This window comes from Chloroflexus sp. MS-G (assembly GCF_000735195.1).
Lineage (GTDB): Bacteria > Chloroflexota > Chloroflexia > Chloroflexales > Chloroflexaceae > Chloroflexus.
In genome coordinates this window covers 1-14,720 of sequence record NZ_JPIM01000057.1, presented here as the reverse complement: position 1 = coordinate 14,720, position 14,720 = coordinate 1, and the positions used below count along the sequence as shown (strand labels likewise).

14 protein-coding genes and 1 pseudogene are annotated in these 14,720 nt (G+C 55.3%); 10 read left to right on the top strand and 5 right to left on the bottom strand.

Translation table 11 applies throughout. The features are described 5' to 3' along the window. Positions 1 to 10: 10 nt before the first annotated feature. Positions 11 to 745, bottom strand: a complete 735-nt coding sequence (locus JE47_RS0111610) for a prolipoprotein diacylglyceryl transferase (RefSeq protein WP_031459919.1) — start codon at positions 743 to 745, stop codon at positions 11 to 13. Between the two features lie 57 nt (positions 746 to 802). Further along, positions 803 to 1,345 (bottom strand): TlpA family protein disulfide reductase, encoded by a 543-nt coding sequence (locus tag JE47_RS0111605; RefSeq protein ID WP_031459918.1) that lies wholly within the window; start codon positions 1,343 to 1,345, stop codon positions 803 to 805. Positions 1,346 to 1,656: 311 nt separating this feature from the next. Between JE47_RS0111605 and JE47_RS0111600 the strand changes: the two genes are divergently transcribed. The 10 genes from JE47_RS0111600 (at position 1,657) to JE47_RS0111545 (ending at position 13,112) form a co-directional block, all read left to right on the top strand. Continuing rightward, complete coding sequence (locus tag JE47_RS0111600; RefSeq protein WP_031459917.1) at positions 1,657 to 2,664, top strand: DNA-directed RNA polymerase subunit alpha; 1,008 nt, start codon at positions 1,657 to 1,659, stop codon at positions 2,662 to 2,664. A gap of 11 nt (positions 2,665 to 2,675) precedes the next feature. Further along, complete coding sequence (rho, locus tag JE47_RS0111595; RefSeq protein WP_031459916.1) at positions 2,676 to 3,938, top strand: transcription termination factor Rho; 1,263 nt, start codon at positions 2,676 to 2,678, stop codon at positions 3,936 to 3,938. Positions 3,939 to 3,971: 33 nt separating this feature from the next. Continuing rightward, entirely contained in the window at positions 3,972 to 4,589 is a 618-nt protein-coding gene (gene mobA / locus JE47_RS0111590; RefSeq protein ID WP_031459915.1) for a molybdenum cofactor guanylyltransferase, read from the top strand. Positions 4,590 to 5,044: 455 nt separating this feature from the next. Then, complete coding sequence (locus JE47_RS0111585) at positions 5,045 to 6,361, top strand: WD40 repeat domain-containing protein (protein ID WP_031459914.1); 1,317 nt, start codon at positions 5,045 to 5,047, stop codon at positions 6,359 to 6,361. Positions 6,362 to 6,363: 2 nt separating this feature from the next. Then, the gene (locus JE47_RS0111580) at positions 6,364 to 7,227 is read left to right on the top strand and encodes a class I SAM-dependent methyltransferase (RefSeq protein WP_035419387.1); all 864 of its coding nucleotides are present in this window, start codon (positions 6,364 to 6,366) and stop codon (positions 7,225 to 7,227) included. Positions 7,228 to 7,282: 55 nt separating this feature from the next. Further along, positions 7,283 to 7,825, top strand: coding sequence for an acyl-CoA thioesterase (locus tag JE47_RS0111575; RefSeq protein WP_031459912.1), 543 nt, complete (start codon positions 7,283 to 7,285; stop codon positions 7,823 to 7,825). A 405-nt stretch (positions 7,826 to 8,230) separates the two neighbouring features. Next, the gene (locus JE47_RS0111570) at positions 8,231 to 8,905 is read left to right on the top strand and encodes a response regulator transcription factor (protein ID WP_031459911.1); all 675 of its coding nucleotides are present in this window, start codon (positions 8,231 to 8,233) and stop codon (positions 8,903 to 8,905) included. Between the two features lie 770 nt (positions 8,906 to 9,675). Continuing rightward, on the top strand, positions 9,676 to 10,794 hold the full coding sequence (locus JE47_RS0111555; protein WP_031459909.1) for a transposase: 1,119 nt from the start codon (positions 9,676 to 9,678) through the stop codon (positions 10,792 to 10,794). 342 nt (positions 10,795 to 11,136) lie between these two features. Next, the gene (locus tag JE47_RS0111550; RefSeq protein WP_031459908.1) at positions 11,137 to 11,781 is read left to right on the top strand and encodes an IS607 family transposase; all 645 of its coding nucleotides are present in this window, start codon (positions 11,137 to 11,139) and stop codon (positions 11,779 to 11,781) included. Beyond that, positions 11,772 to 13,112 carry an RNA-guided endonuclease InsQ/TnpB family protein gene (locus JE47_RS0111545; RefSeq protein WP_031459907.1) on the top strand — a complete coding sequence of 447 codons (1,341 nt, stop codon included), beginning with the start codon at positions 11,772 to 11,774 and terminating at the stop codon, positions 13,110 to 13,112. The genes JE47_RS0111550 and JE47_RS0111545 overlap by 10 nt, the downstream gene beginning before the upstream one ends. 88 nt (positions 13,113 to 13,200) lie before the next feature. On the opposite strand, the gene JE47_RS0111540 is transcribed toward JE47_RS0111545, so the two are convergent. The 3 genes and pseudogenes from JE47_RS0111540 to JE47_RS21790 all read right to left on the bottom strand — a co-directional run. After that, positions 13,201 to 13,791 carry a tubulin-like doman-containing protein gene (locus JE47_RS0111540; protein WP_160173283.1) on the bottom strand — a complete coding sequence of 197 codons (591 nt, stop codon included), beginning with the start codon at positions 13,789 to 13,791 and terminating at the stop codon, positions 13,201 to 13,203. 75 nt (positions 13,792 to 13,866) lie between these two features. Continuing rightward, positions 13,867 to 14,091, bottom strand: coding sequence for a hypothetical protein (locus tag JE47_RS21600; protein WP_152556045.1), 225 nt, complete (start codon positions 14,089 to 14,091; stop codon positions 13,867 to 13,869). Positions 14,092 to 14,465: 374 nt separating this feature from the next. Continuing rightward, positions 14,466 to 14,720 (bottom strand): annotated as a pseudogene (locus JE47_RS21790) (ISNCY family transposase); the annotation flags it as partial.

Here is a 14,720-nt window from a genome sequence, read left to right as displayed (position 1 = left end):
GTATATCGTGTTATTGGATCTTTGGTTGCAGCGTTATTTTAGGCCGAACCCAGATAATCAAGATAAGGACTGCCAGCGCAATAACTTGTGATGCTCTCACCCGACCCGGCAAGAGCCAGTCGGCTGCGCTGAAGCCATTACCAATCAGGGTACCGGCGGCCAGGATTGCACAAACGTTGAGAAAAAGACTCCCGGCGGGTTGCGGCTTGCGATAATTCTTCCGCCAGACGATCAGCGCTATTAGCGCAGTAAGCGCGGCGTACAGTTGGGTTGGATGACGGTATTCGCCCCAAAGTGGAATCGCCCATGGTACTGTTGAGGGTAAGCCGTAACCATCACCACTGGCGAATTGCATGAGGGCATAGGTGAGGGCAGCCAGGGCTACTCCCGGCGCCAGAGTATCGAGAACGACCCATAGTGGCCAACGTTGACGCCAGAGCTGCCAGCTACCAACAATGACACCAGTGACAATTCCATACGGCAACGAAAACGCTTGCAGATCACGAGATAGGAATGCCCAAGGATCGTTTACGTAAGCCGGCCATGCGGCAAGGGCATAGCCTACACGAGCGCCAATTATCCCGCTGACGAGGACAATGACGACAATGATTTCCATTCGCTCACCGTCGAGACCCTGGGTAAATGCAGCACGCCGAACTGCCTGTACGATCAACCAGCTCCCCAGCAAGAAGATCAAGCCAGGCGTGTATAAGGCAAATGGGCCAATGTTTACGACTGGAAGCATAGATGTACATTGCTCGCTCGTGGTCAAGCGAGCATCGTTAAGAACGAAACAACCCGATCACTCTTCACGCAGGAGCGGTTCAACAGCGTTCCGTAAGCTCGCCTCGCTCAATGGCCCACCAAACAGAACTTGCCGAATCACCCCTTGCCGATCTATGATAAAGGTTGTCGGTAACATGCGCACACCATAGCGATGACCGACCGTACCCTCGTAGTCGAGCAGAATTGGGAAGCTCAGACCTAAATCGCGTCGCATTTGCGCTACATTCGTCTGATCGTCCTGGAAGGTACTGTTGACGGCTAGCACTGTCAGACCACGTGTCTGTTCGATCTGGTATAATCGTTCGAGTGTTGGCATCTCGGCACGACACGGGCCACACCAACTGGCCCAGAAATTGACGATCACCACCTGTCCCTTGAACGCATCTAAGCTGACCAGCTCACCATCGAGCTGTGGCAAGACAATCGCAGGCGCGATAAAACCCGCTCGTGGACTAACGGACATGGTATGATTATCCGGCGGACGACTGATCAAAATCCAGCTCACACCACTCATAATAAGAGTCGCTATAAGCCATTCACGGCGAATGCCTGTCAACATAGCAACTCCTTGTATTGCCACGTTTATCACAATTTGTGGTATTATATAACGAGTCTGTGACCATCACAGTGTGTAACTCTCACCGGTACAATAAGGTCACGCGCACATTGGGGAGCATTTCTGCCACCAACTGCGCTACAGCGCCGCCGAACAGGCGCTCTGTAAGCACAGCTTCCCGTTCTCGTTACTGTGGTTGAGTTGATGGAGCCGAAACGCCTTGGGCTGGCGAGGCGCATCATTTGTTGAACACGCCAGACCGGCAGATGTGAAACCGGTGCGATCCAAGCTGCGGAGTCTTCTGGAACAGGAATATGGAAACACTTGAATTATCGCTTATCACCCCTCGCGTTACCCTAATCGCTGCAGCCGAAAATTACGGTCGATTTGCAATTGCACCATTACAACGGGGACATGCCACCTCGCTTGGGAATGCCCTCCGTCGGGTACTGCTCTCGTCTATCCCTGGTGCGGCCATTACCCGAATTAAGATAACAGGTGTTATTCATGAATTTACCAGCATCCCCGGCGTAGTAGAAGATGGGACACAACTGGTCCTCAATATCAAAGGAATTCGCCTCCGTTCGTACAGTGATCGCGCCGTTGCGCTCCAACTGGTCAAACAAGGTCCTGGACCTGTGTTCGCCAGAGATATTGATACGCCCAGCACCGTAGAAATTGTCAACCCGCAACACTATATCTGTACGATTGACGACGAGCACACAACCCTTGAGATGCAACTTACTGTCGAGCGTGGACGTGGCGTGCAGTTGGCGGATACGGTGAGCGGGATGCCGATTGGCGAAATCGCCGTTGATGCTCTCTTCAGTCCAATCCCACGGGTGAACTTTTTGGTCGAAGAGGTTGGTGACGATCCACTCACCGGCTACGACCGCTTGATTATCGAAATCTGGACCGATGGCACAATCAAGCCGGGTGACGCTCTGAGCCATGCCGCACAAATCCTGGCTCAGTATTTCGGGCGTATTGTTAACCTGAGTCAGCCGGAAGAAGTGGAGCAACCAGCACATTTGCCACCACCTATCCCCGACGAGATCGCCAGTCGTTCAATTGATGAGTTGGGATTGAGCACTCGTACTTACAACAGCTTGCGACGAGCGGATATTCACACCATTGGTCAGTTACTGCGCCTTGATGATCGTGGATTGATGGGCATCCGCAATCTGGGCGCCAAAGGGATCGAAGAGATTCGTCAACGCCTTGAAGCGCTTGGATATCGTGAACGTCCGGCAGATCGTCTACCGGGTACATTATCTGGCGAAGCTGCACAGTCGCCTGAACAATCCCACAAAGAGGAGTAATGTATCACAAGATGGAAGAAAAATCTATGACTACAGGAACTTCTGACACAACAGACAGAACTCGTCGCCGTCGGCGACGGGTAAATGGTGACGCGGTGTCATCTGGTGAAGGTGACATCACCACTACATCAACCGTAGCAACCGCTGTTCTTGAAGAACCGGTGACCACCCAGGGCGCTGGTCTGCTAGAAATTGTCCCGGATGGGCATGGCTTTCTGCGCAATGCGCGACTCAGTCCTAGCACAGACGATGTGTATGTCGCTCAATCGCAGATCCGACGCTTCAATCTGCGTACCGGTGATATGATTGAAGGCCGGGTTCGACCACCAAAAGAACTTGAGCGCTACCCATCCCTGCTGTACGTTGAACGGATCAACGGTCTGCCAGCAGAGATGGCGCAGAAACGTCCCCTCTTTGAACAACTGACTCCCATTCACCCGAATGTGCAGATTGTGCTTTCAACGGAGCCAAACATTTTACCCACGCGCATTGTTGATGTGATTGCACCGATTGGACGCGGTCAGCGTGGGTTGATCGTCGCCCCACCCAAGGCCGGAAAGACAATGTTGTTGAAAGCGATTGCAAATGGGGTGACGACCAATGCCCCCGATATTCAGCTTATTGTGCTCTTAATTGGAGAACGTCCCGAAGAAGTGACCGATATGCGTCGTTCGGTTAAAGGCGAGGTTGTTGCCGCTACCTTTGATGAACCGGTTGAACAACACATTAAGGTTGCTGAACTAGTGCTCGAAAAAGCAAAGCGCCAGGTAGAGCATGGCCGCCATGTCGTTATCCTGATGGATTCACTAACGCGCTTGACCCGCGCCTATAATATTGCCATGCCACCAAGCGGACGTACTCTCTCTGGTGGAGTTGACCCGGCAGCACTCTACCCGCCGAAGCGTTTCTTCGGTTCGGCACGTAATATCGAAGATGGTGGTTCACTGACCATTATCGCAACCTGTCTGGTCGATACCGGTTCACGGATGGATGACGTAATCTACGAAGAGTTTAAGGGTACCGGCAACATGGAGCTTCACCTCGACCGGAAACTGGCCGAGAAGCGTATCTTCCCCGCCGTTGACATCCAGCGCTCAGGAACACGCCGTGAAGACCTTCTGCTTGATCCGGTAACGTTGCGCCAGAGCTGGATGTTACGCCGGATGGTCAGTATGCTTGGCGAAAATGAGGGCGCTGAGCTGATGTTGACCCGTATGGCCAAGACTAAGAGCAACGCCGAGTTTCTGGCCTCACTCGGTAAAGTTGGCTCCTGATTACCATCTGTCTGTGTCTGAACATCCGCTGATATGTCTGATCATCCGTTAAGTGGCATTGTGATAGCCGGCGGGCGCAGTCGTCGTCTTGGCACCGACAAGCGGCGATTACGATTGTGGGGAGATCAGGGACCGCATTTGCTTGGGCACGCCGTTGATTTGCTCAAACCACTCTGTGTTGAGACTATCGTCGTGATGAACGACGGCGCCGCGTGGTCCGATCTACCGGCTCGCATCGTCGCCGATGAAGAGCCGGGAAGTGGTGCCCTTGGCGGTCTGATCAGCGGGCTCCAGGCAATGCACACACCGGCAGCTCTGGTTATTGCCGCTGATATGCCACTCATTGAACCAGCACTGCTTTCAGCCCTGGCACACTGGCCGTTTGTTGGTGATGTGTTGGCGCCAACTGATCCTGGAGCACCAGGATCACCGCAACCACTTCTGGCTATCTACCGGCAGAGTGCCCTCGATCCGCTACGCCGGGCTTTTGCCGCCGGTGAACGCCGCTTACAAGTAGTATTAACGACGCTGCGTTGGGTTGATCCTGGCCCTGAACTCTGGCAGCAATTTGATCCGGAGTGCCGCTCTCTGGTAAATATCAATACGCCAGCGGATCTCGTGACGGTATCCAGGTGGTTAAAAAAATCTTAAGATTGCTATCTTCGCCATTTTCCTCGCCAACAGGGTAGCACTGGATATGCATGCCTCCGGTACTGAATGGCGAGACAGCCGGGAATCCGTTTCTCTCGTAGCTCCAAGAGCAATTTCGTGCCTAAGTGGTATCCCGAATCAGGCGCGATGACCGCTCATTATCTTCGTCGGCCTTCCCCATTGCAGGCTGGATCAAGGCAATGACCATCGCGCGTACCGATCTGGCACAGGCAAATTGTCATGACACCACGCTCTTACTATTACTATTATTGAGTGTGTTGTTCGCTTGTCGGCATGTCGTACATCGATCATGTGATACTTCAATGTTCATCCACTTGAAAGAAAAGTTATTTTGCCAATCGGTCGTACACAGCCGTAGTTTATCTATGAGCACTATCCTGATGATTACCACGTGGGAACAGTGCCGTTTTGTATGATGGAAGTCCGACACGACAATGCAGCAGCAATCATTTCCTGGCCGATTCCTCGCTACACCAGCCGACCCCGCTTCGTCGGCACTCGATGTTTTGTGGCGTGAATTGTTGGTTGCTTACCATGGAACCTGTGCGATTAGTGGCTGTCAGGTTCGTGCTGTCTTACGACCAACGTTAATCGATCCCCAGGGGCCACTCGAACCGCACAATGCGCTATTGTTGCGCGCCGATCTGCAATTACTCTTTCAAGCCGGTTTACTCACCGTCGATGCCATGACTCTTGAGGTGCTGATTGCGCCTGAATTGCGCGATAGTGAATACGGTTTGTTGGTTGGACGACGGTTACGCCAACCAGAACGATTGGCGCTGCGACCGAGCCGACAGTTGTTAGCCGTCCATCATCGGCTGTTTCAGCTTGAACAACCGATTCCACCGGCAAGGGTATCGCAACAGCCGCTGTTATATCAGATACTGGCGGTGCAAAGCTGGGTAAGCAGTGTGGCGTTCAGCCCAGATCAACAGATACTGGCAACCGGATCATGGGATGGGATGCTCCGGCTGTGGAATTTACCCGATATTGAGTTGCGTCAGGCGATCAACGGTCATATCGGTGAGATCAACGCGATAGCGTTCAGCCCCGATAGTCAACTGGTAGCCGCAGCCGGTCGACTCCATGGGGTACGAGTCTGGCGTGTCGCAGATGGAACGTTTCTCTTCCACCTTGGTGACCCAAAGCGCCATGGTGCTTGTTTCAGTGTGGCATTTCAACCGCAAGGTCATGTGATTGCCACTGGTGGTTGGGATCAGGTGATCTACCTCTGGGATCGCACCGATGGACAGGCAATTGGTACATTCGTTGGTCACGAGGGACTGATCAACAGTCTTGCTTTTAGTCCTGATGGATCGTTACTATTTTCGGCCGGCTATGATCGAATAGTTCGCATCTGGCGAATGGCGGATCGCTCGCTGATGTACGCTCTACGCGGTCATGGTGATACTATCTTTAGCGTGGCAGCAAGTCCAGATGGTAGTCTGGCAGCAAGTGCCAGCGCCGATGGTATGATCTTTATCTGGCGTGTTACCGACGGTCAACCACTGCAAGTTCTGTCCACACCTGCCGGTGCATGTTTTGGGCTGGCATTCAGCCCCGATGGTCGTTACCTCGCCAGTGCCCACTACGGTCGGGTTGTTTGCGTCTGGCAAATCAGTGATGGAACGTTACGCTGGGAACTCGGTTCCCATAATGAAAGTGTTACCTGTGTTGCATTTACCCCAGATGGTCATCTGCTGGCCAGCGGTAGTTATGACTCGACAGTGCGTATCTGGTCATTTCGATAGCCATGTCTGCTCATCATCAAGCTGTTCGTGCCTTCTACCGTCAGACCGACTGGATGTTTCGCGTGTTCGGCTGGATTCGTGGGTCGCAGGCGATGCATGCCGGGTTATGGCAGCAGGCGCGCAGTCATCGAGCTGCACTTCGTTCCATTGATGAAACGCTCTTGGCGACCGTTGACCTGAAACCGGGTGAGTGTCTGTTAGATGCTGGCTGTGGCGCCGGGGCCAGTGCCAACCGCATTGCAGCCAGCCACCAGGGGCCGGTCATCGGCATAACGATAGTACCCGAACAGGCAAAACGTGCCCGGCGTGCTGGTCATGCGCAGTTTCTTTGTGCCGATTACGCTGCCACCCCTTTACGGAGTGGATGTTGTGATGTGATCTGGATGCTGGAGAGTATCTGCCACGCGCCCGATAAACCAGCGCTCCTTACCGAGATCATTCGCCTGCTTCGTCCGGGCGGACGGTTGATCGTTGCCGACCGCTTTGCCGCTCGTTCCACGCTGACATCTGCCGAGCGTCAGCAACTACGGGCCTGGTTGCAACCGTGGGCCATGCCTGATCTGCTGACTGCCGATGAACTGGTTGCGTTAGCAGAGCATACCGGTTTACGGTTACGCCAACGTGATGATCTGACGCTCAGCGCCGGGCCATCGTTACGATTCCTCGGTCATTTTGCGCAATTAACTCTACCTGCGGCCCTAATCCTTCACGCCCTACGCCTACAGTCTAATCTCCAGATAGCCGCCATGCGAGCCTGTATTGCCCAGACCAGAACACTGAATGCCGGTCTATGGCGCTACTATCTTCTGCTCTTTGAAAAGCCGGCACCAGGCAACATGAACATGACCGTCTCGTATCTCGGATGAGTATACTTGAAAAACAGTAGTAAACTCATACCTGATCCAGGGAGTGGGATGGTGTATGCAATCCTCTCATGAGCAGTCACAGACTGAACAATTTCGCACTCTGCAAATGACTGTGCTGATGACACCGGATATGGCCAATTTTGCCGGTAATGTGCATGGCGGTCATATTCTGAAACTGCTCGATCAGGTAGCGTATGCTTGTGCTTCACGCTATTCTGGGCGCTATGTTGTCACCGTTTCAGTAGATCAAGTCATCTTTCGGGCCCGGATTCATGTCGGCGAGCTGGTTACATTTTTGGCCTCGGTCAACTATACTGGAAACACCTCGATGGAGGTTGGGATTCGAGTGGTCGCCGAAAACATTACCGCTCGCACGCAGCGTCATGTAATGACCTGCTACTTCACGATGGTTGCTGTTGACGAGGAGTTTCGTCCGTGCCCGGTTCCACCACTCCGGATCGAAACTGCCGAACAACGACGGCGCTGGATGGCAGCCCGTCTACGCCGTGAGTTACGACGAGAGATCGAGCAGCGTAGTCTGGAGATTCGGCAGCATCCAGAGGATTTTCTCAACGAACTGGATAGTGAGCCGCATTAGGATGTGCTGGCGAGCCACACCTTATTCCTTCCCAGTCAAAAACGACAGGAAGGATAAGGTGCGGCAGCCCCCCACTGAAAAGGGACGTCCAATTTCCGTCTTCTTCCGTTCCCCATCTATGAACAAGACGTGATACGAGTAGGATGCAGGCATATACCTTACAGCATAGATCGTGTCTGAAAAACACTCTTACTACCTCCGAGAGTGCGGGCCACTAGCTCAGGTCTTGTGGTGCGTGACCAGGAACTATCGCTCGTCGCATCAGTATGTCGCTATCCAGAGTGGGTTGCCCCTACCACTTACCCCTATCCCCGCTCCTACCACTGTCAGGCGGGAAAAAACTTTGAAAATCCCACACAACCTTACCGCATTGACGAGCCTGCTCTGTCTGCGTATACTACGAGTATGATACGAATTTTAGTTATTGAAGATGAGACTGAAATAGCCTCATTTCTGCGTCGGGGCCTTAGTCTTGAAGGGTATCAGGTCGATGTGGCCTTCGACGGCACACGCGGTTTAGAGTTAGCAGCTACGATTGACTACGATCTGATCGTACTTGATCTGATGCTGCCGGGCGTTGATGGTTTCGAGGTCGCTCGTCGACTCCGTGCAGATTCAAATGTGCCTATCATTATGCTCACAGCACGCGATGCCGTGCGCGATCGGGTAGCCGGCCTTGAGGCCGGGGCCGATGATTACCTGGTAAAGCCGTTTGCCTTCGAGGAATTACTGGCACGGATTCGGGCCCAGTTGCGCCGTCGGCAAGCTGCTCAATCGCAAGATGTGTTGCGTTTCGCCAACTTAACGCTCGATACCCGCTCACGGGAAGTACGTATCGGTGAACGACGGGTAGAACTGACTGCGAAAGAGTACGATCTCCTCGAACTCTTTATGCGCCATCCCAATCAGGTCCTCACCCGCGATATTATTTACGACCGGGTATGGAATTACGATTTCGGGGGTGAGAGTAATATCCTCGAAGTGTATGTACGCTATCTGCGGCAAAAACTCGAGGCGAATGGTGAACCGCGTCTGATTCATACAGTGCGTAGTGTGGGTTATATTCTCCGCGAAGAGTAGGCAACAGGTGAACAACCTATCTCAATTCGAGGGGAATGGTCAGTTAGTATTTCAAGTAGGGCAAACGCTCTGTATAACCTCATGTATCGGAGCGACTTGCCATCATGTTGCTGTGAGTACACGGTAACCACTAGCGTTTGGTCAGCAATCCTGTTTTTTTATTCTTCATCTCAACCACCTACGCATCGGGTATTTTAACTAATGACTCCACTGCAAAAACGAGTCGACAAATTTTATCCGAATACCCTCCTCAAAATGGGCAAACCTTAATATAATGCGGGCAACCCAAACTCTCGGAGAGCCGTCATGTTCCGCAAGAACAGCCGTCACCTGCACATCCCTCTCCCCAGCCATGTGGATGAATTGCCTGAGCCGCTGCGCAAACGCTTGCACAACTCTTGGGCGGAAACCTTCTCCCAGCACTTCTTTTGCCGTCTGGATGAAACGCCCTGCGAAGGGTGGTAGGCAGACCTGCCTTCGCGTCCGCATGTGCCAGTCACCGTGCTGGTATCGCTGGAATTTCTCAAAGCAGCCAACGGTTAGACGGATGCAGAATTGGACGATAACGCCTGCTTCGACGTTCTGGTGCGCTATGCCATTGGGTACGTCAGTTGAGCGCGGGGGATGTTGACCTGCGCACCTTGTACTCCTTCCGCGAACGTCTCAGCCGCTATATGCAGGAAACCGGCGTCAATCTCCTTGACTAGGCCTTCGCGCAGGGGACTGACGCTCACATCCATGCCTTTTCGCGCAAGACGGGCAACCAGCGCATGGACAGCACGCTGCTGGCTTCCAACATTCGGCGGATGGGACGCGTGCACCTGCTGGTGACGGTGTTGCAGCGGGTGCATCGTATGGTGGGGGAAGCCGACCAGCGGCACGATGCGGAGTTGTTTGCGCCCGATCTGAAGGGGCATGCCGGGCAATACGTCTATCGCCTGAAGACGGAAGACCTGGCCGAACAGCTTCAGCGCATCGGCACGGACATGCGCCGCCTGGTGAGCGCATTGGAAGCGGAGGATCACACCCACCCGACCTACGCCGTACCGGCGCGGGTGGGCGTGGAACACTGTCGGGTAGTCGCCGAGCGGTTGGAGGGCAAAAAGGGAGACGAATTGAGCGCTTCCCGTCCGCAATCGCCTGACGACCTGGAGGCGGCCTACCGCGCAAAACACGGACAACGTGTGCCGGGGTTCTCCGCCCACCTGAGCCAGCCTGGCGACCCAGACAATCCCGTTCAACTCATGACGCATCCGCACGTTGCACCGGCCAACACTGACGACCCCCAGGTGCTGCTGGAAGCCGCTCCCCGCTTGCAAGCACGCACCGGCTTGCGGGCTGCCATCACAGACGGCGCCTCTGTCAACGAGCAACCCGATGCCTTGCTGCATGCCTTGGGCATCACGCACATTCAGACGGCGCTGCGCGGACGCACTCCCGATGAACATCGTCTGGGCCTGCACGACTTCGCGGGTGCCTGCGCTGCAGACGGTCAACCGCAACAGATGACCTGCCCCAACGGGCACACGGTCGAAGGCACGCACTCGGCAGAGCAGGCCTCCTTCCTGGCCCGCTTCCTGCAAGCGACCTGTCAGAGCTGTCCACTGCGCGAGACATGCCCGGTGACCCCGTACAAGCAACAACCCGACACCCGGTTGCGTTTCGACCAGGCCGCTCTGCGGCGTGCACAACGGCGGAAAATCGCCCAAGCCGACTGTCCCCTCGGACACCATCTGCGTGCCGCTATCGAAGCCATTGTGCGCAGCGTCAGGCATCCTTTTCCGGCAGGCACGTTGCCGGTACGAGGGGTGTTCCGGGCTGCCGGGATGGTGATAGGTTCGGCCACCGTGAGCACCATGCGGCCAATGCACCGTTACCTGCTGGCGTAGCAAAAGGCGGAATGGCCTGGAGGACCGAAAGAACAGAGCAGCCGTCAAGCAGAAAATGCCTTGGCACCGGCGGCAGATATGATTGGTTCGCTTTTCCGGTGCTTCTTCCTTGCCCCTGAGCGGCGTTCCACCTCATGTTTCAGTTGGTAACGTTCAACCTTTTTGCACAAGAGTCGATCTTGGAACGATAGAGACTATGAGATTCTCTTACGGCAAGCGGTAAGACCAAGGTCGTAGTTTCACTCATCACCAAAACAACCTCTTGAAATCATCTGTTTAGAGCCCCATAGGGAGCCGGACTCTAGCTTGACTTATAGTACGCGATAGTGTATAACGGTGCTCATGGAAAACACCATGCGCACAGGGAAAGCCGCAAAACTCCTTGGTGTCTCGGTCAAGACGTTGCAGCGTTGGGAACGCGAAGGAAGGCTGATTCCGGTGGCCCGAACGGACAGCAACCGCCGTCTCTCCCCTGAGACGCAAATCCGTGAGGTCATCGGTTTGCGGCAGGCGAACCATGCGCCAACCACGCTGGTCGCCTCCTGTCGGGTATCGCGTGCAGCACAGAAGCCGGACCTGGCGAATCAGCGCAACGTGCTGGAAGAGGTCGTGGTGGCGACGGGATTGGCGGGGGTCGAGGGTATCGAGGAAGTGGGCGGCGGGTTGAACTTCAAGCGCAAGCGGTTGCTGGCCCGTATGGACGCGATCGGGCGACGGGACGTCACGATGCTGATCCTCGCGCACCGGGACCGCCTCACCCGGTTCGGCGTTGAGTGGTTCGAACATGACGCCAAAACCCATGGCTGCGACGTGCTGGTGCTCACCCAGGAACGGCTGTCTCCCGAACCGGAAATGGTGCAAGACGTGATGACCATCGTGCACGGTTGTTCGTCTCGGCGATACGGTGTGAGGAACGATCGAAAGCAGGTGGATGCAGCGCTGAAACAGGATGCACATGGCGTCAAACAGGCCCAACAATGCAACTAACCCACACGATCGCTCTTTGCCCGACTCCTGAGCAAATCGACTACTTCAAGCGCGCCTGCGGCACGGCGCGGCGCGTCTGGAACTGGGCGCTCAATGAATGGAACAAACAATACGCAGCAGGCGGCAAGCCGAACGCCATGGCGCTCAAAAAGCAGTTCAACGCCATCAAATACACCGACCCACAGTGGCTCGATGAGAACGGACGGCCTTGGTTGCGAGACATTCACCGGGACGCACACGCCCAGCCGTTTGCCCATCTCGCCAAAGCCTGGGAAAGATTCTTCACCGACCTCAAGGCTGGCAAAGAGGCGCACGCACCGCGCTTCAAGAAAAAAGGGCGCTGCCGCGACAGCTTTTACGTAGCCAACGACAAGTTCCGTCTGGACGGCAAGACGATCCGTCTGCCCAAGATCGGCGACGTCGCCATGACCGAGGAACTGCGATTCAAAGGAAAGATACTGGGCGCGACGGTCTCGCGTACGGCGGATCGTTGGTTTGTGGCAATACAGGTCGAAGTGCCTGATGCGCAATGCTATCGGCGTCGCACGGCGCACGATGTCAATGGCATCGACTTGGGCGTTAAGGCTGCCGCAACGATCTCCAACGGCGAAGTCATCGAAGCGCCAAAGCCGCTCAAAGCGGCGCTGCGTCGCCTCAAGATTCGCAGTCGGCGTCTCAGCCGCAAGCTGGAAGCCGCCAAAGAGATGGCGGGGTTTGGACGCCATGCCTGCCTGCCCAAAGGAACGCGCCTGCCGGTCTCGAACAACCGGCAGAAGTCCGCTGCGACATTGGCAAGGCTCTACGCCCGCCTTGCCAATCTCCGAGCGGACGTTACTCATAAGCTCACGACTCGACTCTGCCGCGAAAACCAAGCGTTAGTGATCGAGGATGTAAACGTCAAAGGGATGCTCGCGAACGAGAGACTCGCCCGCGCCATCGCTGACGTTGGCTTTGGTGTGTTCCGCTCGCAGGTGGAATACAAGGCGAAACGCTACGGTACTCATCTCATCATCGCCGATCGTTGGTATCCAAGTAGCCGACTCTGTTTCAAGTGTGGCTGGAAGAACGAGGCGCTGACGTTGAGCGATCGAGAATGGGTGTGTGCGCAATGTGGCGCGCACCATGACCGTGACCTCAACGCAGCGCTGAACCTGAAACGGCTGGCAACCGTAACTGCCCTACCCGTGGCGAGTCCGACCAGTAATGGCGGCGCTACGGCGGGGATGGCCCCCGCCGTAGTCGGGAAAGTCACGCCTGTCAGAGACGACGGTGGTCAACAAGACACGTCGGGGCAGGAAGAGAAGTGTGCGCACTTTTGCGCACTTTCTTGATAGCAGATAAGCAGCCTAACGGCTTGCGCTTCAGCCGCCGCGAAGCGCAGCGGAGCGGCGTCAACTGCAAGCCGGTGTTATGCCGCTTTTATTCAAGTTCACGACTGATATAAAGCGAAAAATCGCCGTCGCTCATAACCTTGTGAAATGATTGCTCCCAAGACTTCCAATACTGGATATGTTCTGATAACGGTAAATACACTGCTTTGTCATCTAAAGAACCTGATAATACAACTTTTTCAGTCATAATTCGTGCAATTTCTGTAAAATAGGCTGATAAATCAGATTTTGAACCAGCGAACTCTTCGTTGCCAACTACCCAGTATTCGGAAAATGGATTCACACCGTCAAAAACAAGACGATAATTTTCGGGACCAAATTCGTAATGGCTTCTGGAAAAATGTTCTAATTCCCTTATCGCTGCATAAGCATTGCCCCTGAAGTAATCTGAGAAGTGGGATGCAGACGGGTATATTTCGGGAACGGTCAGGATGCAAAGTGCTAGCGATTCAGGAAACATATTCTTCAAGAAATAACCAATATCAAGAAATAGTCCACTACCAGTATCACCGCATAACAAAGCAATCACAAATATACGCTCGGGTTGAAACCCACTTCCAAGAAATCTATCAATATTTGCCAATCGCCCGTTCTTGCCTTGCAACAAATCGTAGTACAAACAAACGCACCGAATGCGTCTGTTTAAATTGGGGAATAACAAGGTGCTTGAACGATCATCGCTATATGTTCCTATCTAGACCGGCAAACCTGAGGTGAGAAACTGCTGCTCCAGGCCGCGCACATAGGCGTCCGGATCGCGGCGGAAGCGCAGACCCTGCGCACGGGTGGCGAAGCGTGCCCGCACCGCCTGGCGCACCTCGCGCCAGGCAGCGACATGTGATGGTGCCAACTCAGCGGCCGTCCAGCGCTGCAGCCGGCTGGCGACACTCGTTATCAGGCGCACTGGGCCACGCAACACCGTGTCGGGCGTCCCCCGTTTCCGCCCAGTCGTACGGCGCTCGTGATGACGATGCTGCCCGAAGCACTGCGCCAGTCCATGATTTGTGCGCGGGATGTCCCGATGCGTATCGCAGTGGAACAACCCCGGCGCGTCGCTGCGCGTCCCCTTCAGGACGTGCGTCAGCGCACCTTCCAGCGTGCCACCGTGTCGCTTCCCCAGTCCCATCCGTCGTCGCACCCGCAGGGAGGCGGCCTGCACCCGGTCGGCTGGCACTCCCGCCCCAGTGTTGAGCACCGTCGCCGCCGGCCAGACCCGTGTGTCGGCGCGTCGGATTGGCGCCCACAGCGCGGCGGTCGCGTCCAATGCTCGCTCGACCAGTCGGAGCAGTTTGGTCAGCAGCGGACGCGATCCCCCTTTTGCGCCAGCGCCTGCATACTGCGCTGGATCTGGCTGAGACGCTCCTGCAACCGCCATCCGGGCGCATCGAGCGGGGCTGGCCCATCGTCGCTGAGCGTGCTGCGGATGGCGACCGCATCCCCGCCCACCAGGGTCGCCGCTGGGTTGTCCTGCTCCGCCCCAGCGCGCGCAAGCGGGCGCACTCCGCGCAGGCGCTTCTTCCGCTCCTGCTGCGCATGCCGATCGGCCTC